General features: G+C 70.3%; 10 protein-coding genes. 7 read left to right on the forward strand and 3 right to left on the reverse strand.

Going from position 1 to position 16,157, the window contains the following annotated elements; genetic code table 11:
* Nucleotides 1-59: 59 nt before the first annotated feature.
* The 3 genes from EIZ44_RS23690 to EIZ44_RS23700 are packed head-to-tail and all read right to left on the reverse strand — an operon-like array spanning nt 60 to nt 2,136.
* Nucleotides 60-1,250: a cation:proton antiporter gene (locus tag EIZ44_RS23690; protein WP_043830232.1), complete on the reverse strand. Its 1,191-nt coding sequence runs from the start codon at nt 1,248-1,250 to the stop codon at nt 60-62.
* Entirely contained in the window at nt 1,250-1,732 is a 483-nt protein-coding gene (locus tag EIZ44_RS23695; RefSeq protein ID WP_009079551.1) for a cation:proton antiporter regulatory subunit, read from the reverse strand. Before EIZ44_RS23695 ends, EIZ44_RS23690 begins: the two co-directional genes overlap by 1 nt.
* 35 nt (nt 1,733-1,767) lie before the next feature.
* On the reverse strand, nt 1,768-2,136 hold the full coding sequence (locus EIZ44_RS23700) for a DUF4267 domain-containing protein (RefSeq protein ID WP_134731254.1): 369 nt from the start codon (nt 2,134-2,136) through the stop codon (nt 1,768-1,770).
* A 196-nt stretch (nt 2,137-2,332) separates the two neighbouring features.
* On the opposite strand from EIZ44_RS23700, the gene cmk reads away from it, so the two are divergent.
* From cmk to EIZ44_RS23735, 7 genes are all read left to right on the forward strand, one after another.
* Nucleotides 2,333-3,058, forward strand: a complete 726-nt coding sequence (gene cmk, locus EIZ44_RS23705) for a (d)CMP kinase (RefSeq protein ID WP_037815473.1) — start codon at nt 2,333-2,335, stop codon at nt 3,056-3,058.
* Nucleotides 3,055-3,711, forward strand: a complete 657-nt coding sequence (locus EIZ44_RS23710; RefSeq protein ID WP_205673281.1) for a lysophospholipid acyltransferase family protein — start codon at nt 3,055-3,057, stop codon at nt 3,709-3,711. Before cmk ends, EIZ44_RS23710 begins: the two co-directional genes overlap by 4 nt.
* A gap of 16 nt (nt 3,712-3,727) precedes the next feature.
* Nucleotides 3,728-5,212 (forward strand): ribosome biogenesis GTPase Der, encoded by a 1,485-nt coding sequence (der, locus tag EIZ44_RS23715; RefSeq protein WP_134668134.1) that lies wholly within the window; start codon nt 3,728-3,730, stop codon nt 5,210-5,212.
* A gap of 273 nt (nt 5,213-5,485) precedes the next feature.
* Nucleotides 5,486-9,373 carry a Pls/PosA family non-ribosomal peptide synthetase gene (locus EIZ44_RS23720; RefSeq protein ID WP_134731256.1) on the forward strand — a complete coding sequence of 1,296 codons (3,888 nt, stop codon included), beginning with the start codon at nt 5,486-5,488 and terminating at the stop codon, nt 9,371-9,373.
* Nucleotides 9,374-9,455: 82 nt separating this feature from the next.
* A complete protein-coding gene (locus EIZ44_RS23725) occupies nt 9,456-10,820 on the forward strand; it encodes a M1 family metallopeptidase (RefSeq protein ID WP_134731392.1) in 1,365 nt (454 codons plus the stop codon).
* A 731-nt stretch (nt 10,821-11,551) separates the two neighbouring features.
* Nucleotides 11,552-13,846, forward strand: a complete 2,295-nt coding sequence (locus tag EIZ44_RS23730) for a glycosyl hydrolase family 95 catalytic domain-containing protein (protein ID WP_134731258.1) — start codon at nt 11,552-11,554, stop codon at nt 13,844-13,846.
* 21 nt (nt 13,847-13,867) lie between these two features.
* The gene (locus tag EIZ44_RS23735; RefSeq protein ID WP_037815483.1) at nt 13,868-16,156 is read left to right on the forward strand and encodes a glycosyl hydrolase family 95 catalytic domain-containing protein; all 2,289 of its coding nucleotides are present in this window, start codon (nt 13,868-13,870) and stop codon (nt 16,154-16,156) included.
* Nucleotide 16,157 lies beyond the last annotated feature (1 nt).

Below are 16,157 nucleotides of genomic sequence, written 5' to 3' on the forward strand. Positions count from 1 at the left end.
TGGATCCAGGTCAGATTCCCTCAAGGAGCCCTTCACGGACCATCCGCGGAGCCGCGCAGTCAGCTGGCGGTGACGGTTTCTTTCGCGGCTGCCTTGCGCTGGAAGGCTTTCGCGATCGGCTCGACGACTCGCGCGGCCGTCGGCCCGAGGATCGCCATCAGCAGCACGTAAGCCGTCGCGAGCGCGGCCAGTTCGCCGTCCACCGCGCCAGCGGTGACCGCCAACCCGGCGATGACGATCGAAAACTCGCCCCGCGCAACCAAAGCCGCTCCAGCACGGGCGCGGCCGAGCCGACCGATTTTCTGCCGCCGAGCAGCCCACCACCCGGTGGCCACCTTCGTCAAAGTGGTCACCACAGCAAGCGCCGCAGCCCACCCGAGCACCGGTGGGATCGACGCCGGGTTGGTGTTCAGCCCGAACACCACGAAGAACATCGCAGCAAAGAGATCCCGCAGCGGTTCCAGCAGCCGGGTCGCGTTGTGCGCGGTAGACCCCGACACCGCGATCCCCAGCAGGAACGCCCCGACCGCCGCCGACACCTGCAGTGCCGAAGCGATCCCGGCCACCAGCAGGGCGGCGCCGAGGATCTTGAGCAGGAACACTTCCCGGTCGTCGCTGTCCACCAGCGCCGACACATACCGCCCGAACTTCAGCGCGATCACCAGCACCACGGTGATGACCAGCAGCGAAATGCCGACGGCTTCCAGCCCGCCGAGCAGGCTCACCCCGCCGAGAATCGCGGTCAGGATCGGCAGGTACAGCGCCATCACGAGGTCCTCGAACACGAGGATCGACAGCACCACCGGCGTTTCGCGGTTGCCGAGCCGGCCGAGGTCGCCGAGGACCTTCGCGATGATGCCGGACGACGAGATGTACGTGACGCCCGCCATGACGATCGCGCCGATCGGGCCCCAGCCCAGGATCAGCGCGACCGCCGCGCCGGGTGCGGCGTTGAGCACGATGTCCACCAGGCCCGCGGTCCACGACCGCCGCATGCCGGTGAACAGTTCGGCCGCGGAGTACTCCAGGCCGAGCAGGAGAAGCAGCAGCACCACGCCGATTTCGCTGGCGAGGTGGGCGAAATCGCCGATGTCGGCGAGCGGGATCAGGCCGCCCGAGCCGAAGCACAGGCCGCCGAGGAGATACAGGGGGATGGGGGAGAGGCCGATCCGGCCGGCGAGCCTGCCCAGCGCGCCGAGCACGAAGAAGACCGCGCCGAGTTCGATCAGCGAAAGTGCGGTGTGGTCCATCAGCCGTGCTTGAGGATCTTGGCGGCGGCTTCCAGTCCCTCGGACGTGCCGACCACGACGAGCAGGTCGCCCGCGGTGAAGAGGAAGTCCGGCGTCGGCGACGGGTGCACCTGCCCGGCCCGCATCACCGCGACGATCGAGACGCTGGTGCGCGTGCGCATCGCGGTGTCGCCGAGCGAACGGCCGTCGAACGGGCTGTCCGCGGTGATCGGCAGCTGCTTCGTGTTGATGCCCGGCAGCTCGCGGTGCTCCTCGTTCAGCTGCGCCACCAGCTGCGGCGCGCCGAGCAGGTTCGAGAGCGCGCCCGCCTCGTCCGCGGTCAGCGGCAGCGACGCGAGGCAGGCGTCCGGATCGTCGGATTTGGAGACGATCAGCTCGATCTTGCCGTCCCGCTGGGTGACGACGCCGATACGGCGGCCCGCGCGGGTGGCGAAGTCCTTGCGGACACCGATTCCGGGAAGAGGGGTGACTTCGACGTTCACTCGGCCACGGTAACTCATTGTCCGATTCGCGGAGTTCAGCCCAGCAGGAACAGGACCGAGGTCGCGGCCATGAACGCGGCGGTCGCGCCGTGCACTCCGTAGGCCATGCTCTTCTTCCCCTGGTGCCGCAGGATGATCAGCATGTCGCACACCGGCATCACGGTCGCGGCCAGCAGCAGCCAGCCGGCCAGGTGCGCGCTGCCCGCCAGCATCGCGACGCCGAGGATCAGCCCGGTGCCGATGTCGCGGTTCCCTTTGATCTCGAAGAACGCCGTCGAGCCGGTCGGGATTTCCCGCAGGCCGAACGTCGCGGCGCTTTTCGCCGGGGCGGTCAGATAGCCGAAGCCGACGTAGATGATGCCGAGGACGGGGACGGCGGCGAGGACGTAAGCGGCGATCAGCACGGGGAGCCTCCGAGGGAGTTAGCGTCGCTAGGAACAAGTGCAACGCTAACTTAGCGGCGCTAGATTGTCTAGCGGTGCCTGAAATTCCGCCGCGGACACCGCCTGAGGTGCCGGGACCGGCTACGGGCAGAATGAACCGGACTGGGTGTGCGAGACGAACGTGAGGAGAGCATCGGTGACGGGAGCCCTACGTGGGGTGGTCGCGCTGGACGGCCCGTCGGGAACCGGCAAGACCACGGTGGCGCGCAAGCTCGCCGGACGGCTGAGCGCCCGCTACCTCGACACCGGAGCGATGTACCGCGTCGTCACGCTCGCCGTGCTGCGCGCCGGGATCGACCTCGCCGACGAGCACGCGGTCGGCGCCCTCGCGCACGACGTCGACTTCTCGCTCGGCACCGACCCGGAGCGGCCGGACATCCGGCTGGCCGGCGAGGACGTCGCGGCCGAGATCCGCGGCCCCGAGGTGACCGGCGCGGTGTCGCCGGTGTCGGCCGTGCCGCAGGTGCGCGAGGTGCTCGTCGCCCGCCAGCGCCGGATCATCGCCGACGCGGTCGAGGACGACGGCGGGATCGTCGTGGAGGGCCGGGACATCGGCACCACCGTCGCGCCGGACGCGCCGCTCAAGATCTACCTCACCGCCTCGGCCGAGGTCCGCGCCGCGCGGCGGAACACCCAGGACTCCGCGGCGGGACGGGCCTCGAGCGTCGAATCCGCCCGCGAATCGGTGGAGCGCCGCGACCGGATCGACTCCACCCGCGCCGCCTCGCCGCTGCGCGCGGCCGGGGACGCGGTCCAGGTCGACACCTCCGAGCTGACCATCGACCAGGTGATCGTCGCGCTGGCCGAACTCGCCCGCGGGCGGGGGCTGCTCGGCGACTGCCCGGCCGAACCGGCCGCCGCCGAGGCCGGGGTCAGCCGGTGAGCGGGGCCCTCCCCGAGGGGGCGAACGGCCTCCTGCTCGACATCGGGCGGACCGCGGGCCGGTATTATCTGCGTCCGGCGTTCCGGATCCGGGTGCACGGCCGCGACCGGGTGCCCGCCGACGGGCCGCTCGTGGTGATCGCGAACCACAGCTCGAACGTCGATCCGCAGCTGGTGATCGGAATGCTTCCGCGCCGCAGCGCGTTCTTGGCCAAGGCCGAGCTGTTCACGGGGATCGGAGGCCGGTTCCTGCGGGCGATCGGCCAGATCCCGGTCCGCCGGGGCGAGATCGACCGGACGCCGCTGACCACGGCGGTCGGGGTGCTCAAGGCGGGCGGGGCGGTCGGGATCTTCCCGGAAGGCACGCGCGGCGAGGGCGACGTCGGCGCCGCCGAGCGCGGAGCGGCGTGGCTGGTGCGCGCTTCGGGAGCCACCGTGCTGCCGATCGCGATCCGCGGGACGCGCAAGCCCGCCGACGGCAAGCGCCGCTGGCGCCCGCGCGTGGACCTCCTCTTCGGGGAGCCGTTCGCGCTGAAGGTCGGTCCGGGCCGCAAGGGCCTCGACCAGGGCACCGAGGAGCTGCGCACGCAGCTCGCGGCGCTCGTGCAGTCTTTGGACGACTGGCGCGGCGAACACGGGTTCGCCACGCCGTAGGTGAAGTTGGGAAACGATGACAGGGTTTGACGCCGCCGCTGACAGTGCGGTGGACGGTCTCGGCGAGGTCGACGGCAGCTGGTCCGACGAGTCCGAGTTCGCCGCGCTCGACGCGAAGATCGAGGCCGAGGAGGCCGACGGCCGGGCGGCCGCCGCGCAGCCGGTGCTCGCCGTGGTCGGGCGGCCGAACGTGGGCAAGTCCACGCTGGTCAACCGCATCCTCGGCCGCCGGGAAGCGGTCGTGCAGGACGTGCCGGGCGTGACGCGCGACCGCGTCGCCTACGACGCGTTCTGGGCCGGGCGCCGGTTCACGCTCGTCGACACCGGCGGCTGGGAGCCCGACGCCACCGGCCTGCAGGCCTCGGTCGCGCAGCAGGCCGAGATGGCCATGCAGACCGCGGACGCGGTGCTGCTGGTGATCGACGCGACGGTCGGGGCCACCGCCACCGACGAGGCCGTCGCGCGCGTGCTGCGCCGTTCCAAGAAGCCGGTCCTGCTGGCCGCGAACAAGGTGGACGACGACCGGCTGCTGGCCGACACCGCGTCGCTGTGGTCGCTGGGCCTCGGCGAACCGCACCCGGTCAGCGCGCTGCACGGGCGCAGCTCGGGCGACCTGCTCGACGCGATCATGGCCGCGCTGCCCGAAGCGCCGCGCGAAGCCGGCACGGTGACCGCCGGGCCGCGCCGCGTCGCGCTGGTCGGCAAGCCGAACGTCGGCAAGTCCAGCCTGCTCAACAAGCTTTCCGGCGAGCAGCGTTCGGTGGTCGACTCGGTCGCGGGCACCACGGTCGACCCGGTCGACTCGCTGGTCGAGCTGGACGGCGAGGTCTGGCGGTTCGTGGACACCGCGGGCCTGCGCAAGCGCGTGAACTTCGCCGACGGCGCGGAGTACTACGCCTCCCTGCGCACCAAGACCGCGATCGACGCGGCCGAGGTCGCGCTCGTGCTGCTGGACGCCTCGGAACCGCTGACCGAACAGGACCTGCGGGTGCTGACGATGGTGGTCGAGGCGGGCCGCGCGTGCGTGCTCGTGTTCAACAAGTGGGACCTGGTCGACGAGGACCGCCGGTACGCGATGGTGCGCGAGCTGGACCGCGGCCTCGTGCGGGTGCCGTGGGCGGAGAAGGTCAACGTCTCCGCGCTCACCGGGCGCGCGGTGCGCAAGCTCGCGCCCGCCCTGCGCACGGCGCTGTCCTCGTGGGACCAGCGCGTGTCGACCGGTCAGCTCAACGGCTGGCTGTCCGACCTCATCGCGGCCACGCCGCCGCCGGTGCGCGGGGGCAAGCAGCCGAAGGTGCTGTTCGCGACGCAGGCGGGCATCCGCCCGCCGACGCTGGTGCTGTTCACCACCGGGTTCCTCGAGGCCGGGTACCGCCGGTTCATCGAGCGGAAATTCCGCGAGCAGTTCGGCTTCGCGGGCAGTCCCGTCCGGGTGAATGTGCGCGTCCGCGAAAAGAAGCAGAAGCCGAAGGCGGGCGGAAAAGCGGCTCGCAACCGCTGATTCCTTTCCCGGCAAGGGAATTCCCGGCGTATCCGATGCACCGGGATTCCCTTGCCTGGCCTGCGGTCGGTGATGTCCGACACGCCGCCGTTACCCTGACGCGACCTGGGCTTGATCGCCGCGTAAGGTGGACGGTCGCTACGGGCGCCTCATTCGGATGGCCGGCCCGAATGACGCTCGCGAAAGGTGAGTGATGGGCTTGCGCGCCCAGAGTTCGACCGTGTCCACCCCGTTCCGGAATACCGGAGCGCACCCGGCCGCTGGGGCGGCCCGGTGACGCTGACCGCCGATTCCGGCAGCACCGAAGCCCTGACTCTCGCCGTCGAGGCCGCGCTCTCGCCCGCTCTGTTCGAGACCGCCGCGCCCGCCGCCGAGCGCACCCTCCTGGACATCCTCACCGCGACCGCGGAGCGGCACCCGAACGCCGCCGCGCTCGACGACGGCACCGGCCCGCTGAGCTACCGCAGGCTGACCGAAGAGATCGACGCGTACGCCCGCAAGCTGCGCGAGCACGGCGTCGGCCTCGGCGACCGCGTCGGCATCCGGATCTCCTCGGGCACCGCCGAGCTGTACGTCGCGATCCTGGCGACCCTGTCGGTCGGCGCGGCGTACGTGCCGGTCGACGCCGACGACCCCGACGAGCGCGCCGAGCTGGTGTTCGGCGAGGCAGGCGTCGCGGCGATCGCCACCGACGGCGAGATCACCGTCGCCGCGACGCCGAGCGGCGCCACCGGGCAGCCCGGCCCGGCCGACGACGCGTGGATCATCTTCACCTCCGGCTCCACCGGCAAGCCGAAGGGCGTCGCGGTCACGCACGCCTCGGCGGCGGCTTTCGTGGACGCCGAAGCACAGCTTTTCCTGACCGACGAGCCGATCGGCCCCGGCGACCGGGTGCTGGCCGGGCTGAGCGTCGCGTTCGACGCCTCCTGCGAAGAGATGTGGCTGGCCTGGCGGCACGGCGCCTGCCTGGTGCCCGCGCCGCGCGCGCTGGTGCGCACCGGCGTCGACCTCGGCCCGTGGCTGGTCGCGCAGGGCATCACGGTCGTCTCGACGGTGCCGACGCTGGCCGCGCTGTGGCCGGCGGACGCGCTGGAAGACGTGCGCCTGCTCATCTTCGGCGGCGAAGCCTGCCCGCCGGAGCTGGCCGAGCGCGTGGCCGTCGAAGGCCGCGAAGTGTGGAACACCTACGGCCCGACCGAGGCGACCGTCGTCGCCTGCGCCGCGCAGATGACCGGCGAGGGCCCGGTGCGGATCGGCCTGCCGCTGGTCGGCTGGCAGCTCGTCGTGGTGAACGAGGAGGGCGAGCCGGTCGCCATGGGCGAGACCGGCGAGCTGGTCATCGGCGGGGCCGGGCTGGCTCGGTACCTCGACGCGGAGAAGGACGCGCAGAAGTTCGCGCCGCTGCCGTCGATGGGCTGGGAGCGCGCCTACCGCAGCGGCGACATGGTCCGCGCGGAGCCGGAAGGCCTGCTGTTCCTCGGCAGGCTCGACGAGCAGATCAAGCTCGGCGGGCGCCGGATCGAGCTGGGCGAGGTCGACGCGGCGCTGCAGGCGCTGCCCGGCGTGCGCGGCGCGGCCGCCGCGGTCCGCCGCACCAAGGCGGGCAACCAGGTCCTGGTCGGCTACATCGTCCCCGAGGACGGCGAAACGCTCGACACCGACGACGCCGCGACCCGGCTGCGCGCGCAGCTGCCCGCCGCGCTGGTGCCGCTGCTGGCGACGATCGACGACCTGCCGACCCGCACGTCCGGCAAGGTCGACCGCGCCGCGCTGCCGTGGCCGCTGTCCACTGTGGACGCGAGCGCGGCCGGGCTGTCGCCCACCGAGGCATGGCTCGCCGAGGGCTGGAGCGAGATCCTCGGCGTGTCGGTGAGCACCGCCGGCGCCGACTTCTTCACCAACGGCGGCGGCAGCCTCACCGCGGCGCAGCTGATCGCGCGCATCCGCACCCGCCACCCCGAGGTGTCGGTCAGCGACATCTACCAGAACCCGAAGCTCGGCGCGCTCGCCGCGAAGCTGGACGCGCTCAGCGGCGAGGAGACCGAACGCCGCGAGATCGCGCCGACGCCGCGCCGTGCCGGGCTCGTGCAGTCGCTGCTGATGGTCCCGCTGATGGGTCTCGTCGGGCTGCGCTGGACCACGCTCGCCGCCGCCTGCTCGAACGTGCTGGCGCTGCTGGGCGTGTCCTGGGCGCCGACGCTGAACTGGGCGTGGCTGGTGCTCGCCTGGCTTGTGCTGTTCACCCCGGCGGGCCGGATCGCCATCGCGGCGGGCGGCGCGCGCGTGCTGCTGTCCGGGGTCCGCCCCGGCTCCTACCCGCGCGGCGGGAGTGTCCACTTGCGACTGTGGACCGCCGAGAAGCTGGCCGAGTTCAGCGGTGCGGACAGCGTCGCGGGCGCGTCGTGGATGACGACGTACGCGAAGGCGCTCGGCGCGCGCATCGGCAAGGACGTCGACCTGCACTCGCCGCCGCCGGTCACCGGTTTCCTCAAGCTGGGCCGCGGCGCGGCGGTGGAGCCCGAGGTCGATCTGTCCGGCCACTGGGTCGACGGCGACGTCGTGCACATCGGCAAGATGCGGATCGGGGCCGAGGCCAGGGTCGGCGCGCGCAGCACGCTGTTCCCCGGCGCCCGGGTCGGCAAGGGCGCGGAGATCGCCGCCGGGTCGACGGTGCGCGGCGCGGTCCCGGCGGGCCAGCGCTGGGCCGGTTCGCCCGCGGTGCGCTCGGACGTCAAGGACGCGCTGAAGTGGCCGTCGAGCCGTCCGCCGCGGTCGCGGTTCTGGGCTTCGGTGTACGGCGCGACGTCGGTGTTCCTGGGACTGCTGCCCGGGATCGCCGCGCTGCCGGGCGTCGCGGTGATCGGGTACGCGGTCGCTGGCACCTCTCATCTGAGTGCCGCGCTGGGCCAGGCGTTGATCTTCGTGCCGGTGGCGACCGTCGCTTACTTCCTGACGTACGCGCTGCTCGTGCTGGCCGGGGTCCGCGCGCTGGGCGTCGGCATGGTCGAGGGCTACCACCCGGTGCACGGCCGCGTCGCGTGGCAGGTCTGGGCGACCGAGCGGCTGATGGGGATGGCCCGCGAAGGCCTGTTCCCGTTGTACGCCAGCCTGTTCACGCCGGTGTGGCTGCGGCTGCTCGGTGCGAAGGTCGGCCGCAACGTGGAGGCGTCGACCGTCCTCGCGCTGCCGAAGATGACCAAAGTGGACAGTGGCGCGTTCCTCGCCGACGACACCATGGTCGCCACCTACGAACTGGGCCACGGCTGGCTGCACGCCGCCCCGGCGCGGATCGGCAAGCAGGCGTTCCTCGGCAACTCGGGGATGACCGCGCCGGGCCGTTCGGTGCCGAAGCGCGGGCTGGTCGGGGTGCTGTCCTCGACGCCGGCGAAGGCGAAGAAGGGCTCGTCGTACCTGGGCATGCCGCCGCTGCCGGTGCGCCGCGCGGTGGAGGAGAGCGACACCAGCCGCACGTACACGCCGCCGCTGCACCTCAAGGCGGCGCGGGCGCTGGTCGAGCTGTGCCGGATCCTGCCGGTGATGTGCGCGGTGGCGCTCACCGTCGGCGTCGCGTTCGCGCTGGTGGCGCTGGCGGAGTGGGGCGGCTTCTGGGTCGCCGCGCTGCTGGCCGGGCCGGTGCTGCTGTCCGCCGGGATCGTCGCGGCGCTCACCGCGACCGCGGCGAAGTGGCTGCTGGTCGGGAAGTTCCGCGAGATCGACCATCCGCTGTGGAGTTCGTTCGTGTGGCGCAACGAGCTGGCCGACACGTTCGTCGAGGCGCTCGCGGTGCCGTGGCTGATCGGGTCGCTCGGCGGCACGCCGCTGCTGCCCGCGTGGCTGCGCACGATGGGCGTCAAGATCGGCCGCGGCGTCTGGCTCGACACCTACTGGCTGCCCGAGTCCGACCTGGTCGAACTGGGCGACGGCGCGACGATCAACCGCGGCTGCGTGGTGCAGACGCACCTGTTCCACGACCGGATCATGACCATGTCGCGGGTGACGCTGGAAGAGGGCGCGACGCTCGGCCCGCACGGGATCGTGCTGCCGGGCGCGAGCATCGGCGCGCGCACCACGGTGGGCCCGGGTTCGCTCGTGACGCGCGGCGACGCGGTGCCCGCGGACAGCCGCTGGCTCGGCAATCCGATCTCGGCCTGGCGGCGGTGAGGGCACGGCCGTTGCGGCCCCTGCCCTCGTGCCTCATCCTGGAAACGATCACGGCAGCGGGCGAAGGCGGGTTTCGGTGCGGGTGAACGGGAAAGCGGCCGCGCCCGGAGCGGAGACCTCGGGCGACGGGTACCTCCCCGCGCACGGGAACGGCGGCTACCGGGTCCGGCACTACGACCTCGATCTCGACTACCGGATCGGGCCGAACCGGCTGTCGGCCGCCGCAGTGCTCACCTGCGAGGCCACCCAGGCGCTGTCCCGGCTGACGCTCGACTTCGGCGAATTCCGGGTGTCGCGCGTGCTGGTCGACGGCAAACCGGCGAAGTACGTGCGGCGAGGGCTGAAGCTGCAGGTCAAACCGGCGCGGTCGCTTCCGGCCGGTGCCGAGTTCCAGGTGGAGATCCGCTACGCGGGCAATCCGCGGCCGGTCAGCAGCCGGTGGGGAGACATCGGCTGGGACGAGCTGACCGACGGCGCGCTGGTGGCGAGCCAGCCGGTGGGCGCGCCGTCGTGGTTCCCGTGCAACGACCATCCGGCGGACAAGGCGAGCTACCGGATCTCGGTCGCGACGTCGTCGCCGTATCTCGTCGCGGCGACGGGGAATCTCGTGTCGCGGTACCAGTCGGCGAGCACGACCAAGTGGGTGTTCGAGCGGCCGGAGCCGACTTCGACGTACCTGGTGAGCGTCCAGATCGGGCGGTACGAGGACCTCGAATTGTCTTCCGGCGCCTGGGTTCCGGGTACCGCGGTCGACCGGCCGGACGGCGTCGTCCAGCGAGCCGCGGTGCCGCCCCGGCTGCGGCGGGCGTTCGCGCGGGACTTCGGGCGGCAGGGCCGGATGATGGACGCGCTCGAGGAGTGGTTCGGGCCGTATCCGTTCGGCGAGTACGTGGTGGTCGTGACGGACGACGATCTTGACGATCCCATCGAGGCGCAGGGGATGGCGATCTTCGGGGCCAACCATGTGGACGGGAAGCGGACTCACGAGCGGCTGGTGGTGCATGAGCTGGCGCATCAGTGGTTCGGGAACAGTCTGACTGTCGCTGATTGGCGGCATATTTGGCTTAATGAGGGGTTTGCTACTTACGCCGAGTGGTTGTGGTCGGAGCGGGCCGGTGGGGAGTCGGCGGAGGCGTTGGCTCGGGGTTGGTATGCGAGGGTGCGGGCCAAGCCGGCGGATGTGACTATCGGGGATCCTGGGGTTTCTCGGATGTTTGACGAGCGGGTGTATAAGCGTGGGGGGTTGACGCTGCATGCGCTGCGGGGGGAGATGGGAGATTCGGCGTTTTTCGCGCTGGTCAAGGCTTGGGCGGTGGAGAACCGGCATGGGGCGGTGACTACGGCGGGGTTCGTGGCGCTGGCCGAGTCTTATGCTGGGCGGTCTTTGGGGGAGTTCTTCGTCCGGTGGTTGGAGAGGGTTGAGTTGCCGTCCTTGCCGTTGTTGTGATTCGGCTCGTCGCCTGGCGGCGACATTGCGCCCGTTGGTTGCGTGGGGCACCCCGAAGCTTGATTGTGCTGACGGTTCGGGGGTGCTTGTCAAGGCGGGAAAGATGCTTTGACAAGCACCCCCGAACCGCAGATGCGCTTCGTATCGGGGTGCGGGGGAGGGTTGGGTGCCTCGATCGTTGGGTGCATCGGCTGCGGTAGAGGGGCTGGGTGCCTCGACGATTAGGTGCATCGGCGGCGGGGGCGTGGCTGGGTGCCTCGATGGTTGGGTGCGTCGGCTGCGGTTGGGGCTGGATGCATTGATGGTTGGGTGCATCGGCTGCGGGTCGGTTGGGGCGGGGCTAGCGCCCCAATGTGGCATTGGGTGCATCTGACGCACCCAATGCCGCATTGGGGGAGCAGGCCGGTGGGCGCGAGGCTGGCGGGGTGGGCCGTGAAGGGCTCCTTGAGGGAATCTGGTTCCCTCAAGGAGCCCTTCACAACCTTTGTCACCGTGCGCCGCCCGTCGTTGGGAGGGTGGAGCCTCGGCGAGTGCGGTGCGTGAAGCTGTCCTGGGGGATGGGGTGATCCGGCGGTTTCAGGTATCTGAACGCGCGCCCATCGGATCCCAGTCATCGGATGTCTGTGCGGCTTTCCGGGTGAACAACTCTGGCTTTCGCTTGCTCTGTCTGGATATATTCCGCTGATCCCGCGCCTGCGGGAGCGAAACGTAATATGAATCCGGAGGGTGACATGGTCGGGGTGTCGCGGCGGACGGTGCTTCGATCGGTGTCGGTCGCTGCTGGGGCGGCGGCGTTCGGCGGGCTGTGGGCGCAGGGTGCGCCGCCGGGGGTGGCGGCGCAGCGCAATCCGCATCGGGATGTTGCGGTGGATGCGCGGATGCGCTGGCAGCGGTTGCCGAAGAACTGGCAGGAAGCGCCCTTTCTCGCCAACGGTTATCTCGGGGTGCAGGTCTACGCCGGGCAGACGCCGCAGGTGCTGAAGTTCATGCTCAGTCACACCCAGGTCCAGGACCAGCGTATTCAGTGGGAAGCGGGGATCGGGCTGTCGCGGTTGCCGATCGGCGCGATCACGCTTGCCTTCGCCGGAGCGATCACGGGGGTCGACTGGACGCTCGACCTTTACAACGCGGAGCTCGGCGGCACCATCACTACGACGCGTGGGCAGGTCGCGTTTTCTGCGGTGGTGCACAACGATCTTGGTGTCTTGCTCGTCTCGCTCGACCCTAGTGCGGGCGAATCGGGGGCGACGTGGGGGTTCGCGCCGCTCGTGTCGGCGACGACGCGGACGGTGCGCAAGCCGCCGGAGTACACCGCGAATCCTGAGCCGGAGCAGGCGAGTGGGTACTGTGCGCAGCCGCTGATCGCCGGTGGTGGGTATACGACGGCGTGGCGGGAGAAGCGGGTCGGCACGAAGCGGTTGTTCGCGGCGGCGGTCGCGTATTCCTTCCCGCGGTCTACGCATACTCGCGACGCGGTGTCGTTGGTCGGGCGGACGCTCGCGATGAATCCGGATCTGCTGGTCGCCTGGCATCGTCGCTGGTGGAACGGCTTCCACGAGCGCAGTTTCGTGTCCGTGCCGGACAAGCAGGTCCAGCGGTTCTACTGGATCCAGCTTTACAAAATCGCCTCGGCGACCCGCAAGGACGGGCCGGTCGCCGCCGAATGGGGGCCGTGGTTCCCGGAGGTCGGCAACAGCTGGACGGCGGTCTGGTGGAACCTGAACGTCCAGGTCACGTATCCGATCGTGAACAGTACCAACCATCCGGAGCTGGACGCGGTCACCGAAACGTTCCGCCGCGATCATGCGAACCTGGAGGTGTCGGTCCCGCCCGCGTACCGGGACGGCGATACTTACGCGCTTTCGCATCCGGGGGACTGGCGGCTGCGGCCCGGGGGCGTGCGGACGGTCGGCGTGCCGGGGACTACGTCCAAAACGGACCAGACCGGGAACCTGTTGTGGGGCTTGCACAACGTCTGGCTCGCGTACCGCCATCACCTCGACCAGTCGGTGCTGCGCGACGTGCTCTACCCGACGCTCGCCAAGGCGCTCAACTTCTACCGGCACTTCCTCTTCACCGGACCGGACGGCCTCCTGCACCTGCCGCTCACCCGGTCGCCGGAGTACGCCGACGCGGCCGATTGCACGTATGACCTGTCGCTGATCCGCTGGGCCGCGACGACGTTGGTCGACTCCGCGCGGATCCTGCGATTGAACGAGCCGCGCGTGCCGATGTGGCGGGAGATCGCGACGAAACTCGTTCCATACCACGAGGATCCGGCCGACGGCGTGCTGATCGGCGACGGGGTCCGGCTCGCTGCTTCGCATCGGCACTTCTCGCATTTGCTGTGGTTGTACCCGTTGCGGGAGCGGAATTGGGAGCGGCCCGCTGATCGGGACATCATGAGCCGTACTTTCCGGCATTGGGCGGCGGATCAGTCGGCGTGGCACGGCTACAGTTACGCGGCTGCGTCGTCGATGAATTCCGTGATGGATCAGCCTGAGGAAGCGTTGCGGTACTTGAAGTTCTTCCTCGATCGGAACATCGTCGCGGACACCGAGCTGACCGCGAACACGATGTACCGCGAGGGATCGAACTTCGCCATCGAAAGCCCGATCACTGCCGCACAGTCCGTTGTGGACATACTGCTGCAAGGGTCTGGGGGAGTGGTGAAGGCGTTCCCGTCGGTGTCGGCGAAGTGGCCGGACGCGTCGATCGCTGGGTTGCGTACTGAGGGCGCGTTCCTGGTGGACGCGTCGCGGCGGCGCGGTGCGACGGAGTTCGTGCGGGTGCATAGCGAAGCTGGTGCGCCGTTGGTGCTTGACCACGGCATCGACGGCGAGATCGACGTGCGTGATCAATGGGGTCGGCGGTTGCCGTGGCGGTCGGTTGGGGCGCGGCGGATCACGCTCGAACTGCGGCGGGGAAGCACGGTCACCGTTACCCCGCGCGGTGGTCGTCCGGACTTCGGGCCGCGTGACGTTCCTTCGCTGGGTGCTGTTCCGGCCTGGGGTTTGCCTGACTAGAAAACGAGGAGGCTGGCGGACATGGACATCTCGCGCCGGACAGTGCTCGGCGGAGCGCTCGCCGGGATCGCCGCCGGAGCGGTCGGGCTGCCGCAGGCCAGTGCGGCGGAACTGGGCCGCGACGGCGTCGACTGGGCGGATTTCCTGGCGACCGCGGACCTGCGCTGGCGGCGGATGCCGAAGACCTGGTACGAGGGACCGTTCCTGGGCAACGGTTTCCTCGGCTCCGGCATCTACGCCGAACCCGGGCGCAACGCGGTCCGCTTCAACGTCCAGCACAGCCAGGTGCAGGACCACCGGCCGCAGTTCGGGTCGCTGTTCGGCCTGGCACGGCTGCCGATCGGGTATTTCACGCTCGAACCGGTCGGCGCGATCACCGGGCTCGACTGGCGGCTCGACGTCTGGAACGCCGAACTGACCGGCACGATCACCACCGCGGCGGGCAGCCTGGAGCTGCGTGCGATCGTCCACACCGGACAGTCGCTGCTCGCGGTGGAGGTGCGGCCGTCCGAGGGAGAACGCGGTTTCCAGTGGGTGTTCCATCCGGCGAAGGCGATCAGTCCGCGCGCTGATCCGGTGTGGAAGAAGCCGCCGCCGGACGGATATCTGGAGAATCCGCCGGTCCAGCTGCAGCAGGCTGGCGACGCGCACCTCGCGATCCAGCCGCTGCTCGCGGGCGGCGAGCACGTGACGGCCTGGCGCGAGGTCACCCGGGGCAGTGCGCGGACACTGTACACGTCGGTCGCGTGGTCGCATCCGGAGAAGACCTCGGCGGCCCGCGCGTTGCACACGGTGCGGCGCGCGAGCGCGCTGGACGTGCTGACCTGGGATCACCGTCGCTGGTGGCACGACTACTACCGGCGCAGCTTCCTGTCCATTCCGGACACTCGGCTGCAGAGTTTCTACTGGATCCAGCTGTACAAAGTCGCGTCGGCCGCGCGCCGGGAAGCGCCGGTGATGGCGACTTCCGGGCCGTGGCTGGAAAACACGCCGTGGCCCGCGACGTGGTGGAACCTCAACGTGCAGCTGGAATACTGGCTGATCCAGGGTTCCAATCACCTCGAACTCGACGCGGTCAGCTACGCGCTCGGCAAGTACCGCGACCGGCTCACCAGCCAGGTCGCGCAGCCGTATCAGGCCGATTCCGCGGGCATCCCGCGCACCACGGACATGACGCTGCTCAACGGCCTCGCCGATTCCACCATCGGCTACCCGGTCGGCATCCCCGGCAAGGACACCCCGACACCCGAGGTCGGCAACCTTACCTGGGCGCTGCACAACGTCTGGCTGTCCTATCGGCACACGATGGACCGCCAGCTGCTGCGCGACACGCTGTTCCCGTTGCTGCGCAAGGCGATCAACTACTACCTGCACTTCCTCGCCCCCGGCGCGGACGGCCGGCTGCATCTCCCGGCGACCTTCTCCCCGGAGTACGGCGTGAACGCGCCGGACACGAATTACGACCTCGCCCTGATCCGCTGGGGTTGCAAGACGCTGCTGGACACAGCCCGCGAGCTGCGCATCGCCGACCCGCTGGCGGGGAAGTGGCAGCAGGTGCTCGCCACGCTCACCGATTACCCGGCCGACGAGAACGGCTACATGATCGGCGCGGGCGTCCCGTTCGCGAAATCGCACCGGCATTACTCGCATTTGCTGCAGATCTATCCGCTTTACGAGATCACCTGGGAACAGCCGGAGCATCGCAAGATCATCGAAACTTCGCTCAACCATTGGGTCGGCTTCGAGGGTGCGTTGCAGGGCTACACGTTCACCGGGGCCGCGTCGATTTCCGCGCAGATGCTGCGCGGCGAGAAGGCCGCGTACTACCTCGGCGAACTGCAAAAGCGGTATATCCAGCCGAACACGATGTACAAAGAATCCGGCCCGGTCATCGAAACGCCGTTGTCCGCGGCGAAATCCATGCAGGACATGCTGGTGCAGAGCTGGGGCGGCGTCATCCGGCTGTTCCCGGCAGTGCCGGAGGCGTGGGGCGACATCGCGCTGCGCGACTTCCGGACCGAAGGCGCGTTCCTGCTCAGCGCTTCCCGTTCCGGCGGGAAAACGCGCTGGCTGAAGGTGCACAGCGAAGCCGGCGCGCCGTGTGTCCTGCGCCCGGGCATCGACGGCGAGTTGACGGTGACGGACGCGCACGGCCGTCCGCGGCGCTGGCGGCGGTTGGCGAACGGAGACGTGCAGGTCGATCTCGGACGGGGTCAGGACGCGTATGTCTGCCGCCGCGGCGACCGGCCGGACTTCACGGTCCAGCCGGTCGCGCCAGGCGGGGCGAGCGATCCGTGGGGGATGCCGTGAG

Source organism: Amycolatopsis nivea, from assembly GCF_004522235.1.
In the GTDB taxonomy this organism is placed as follows: domain Bacteria; phylum Actinomycetota; class Actinomycetes; order Mycobacteriales; family Pseudonocardiaceae; genus Amycolatopsis; species Amycolatopsis nivea.

Bases quoted from the DNA above. Each gene is read 5' to 3' on its own strand.
- EIZ44_RS23690 (WP_043830232.1), bottom strand. From the start codon at position 1,250: ATGGACCACACCGCACTTTCGCTGATCGAACTCGGCGCGGTCTTCTTC.
- der (WP_134668134.1), top strand. From the start codon at position 3,728: ATGACAGGGTTTGACGCCGCCGCTGACAGTGCGGTGGACGGTCTCGGC.
- EIZ44_RS23730 (WP_134731258.1), top strand. From the start codon at position 11,552: ATGGTCGGGGTGTCGCGGCGGACGGTGCTTCGATCGGTGTCGGTCGCT.
- EIZ44_RS23735 (WP_037815483.1), top strand. From the start codon at position 13,868: ATGGACATCTCGCGCCGGACAGTGCTCGGCGGAGCGCTCGCCGGGATC.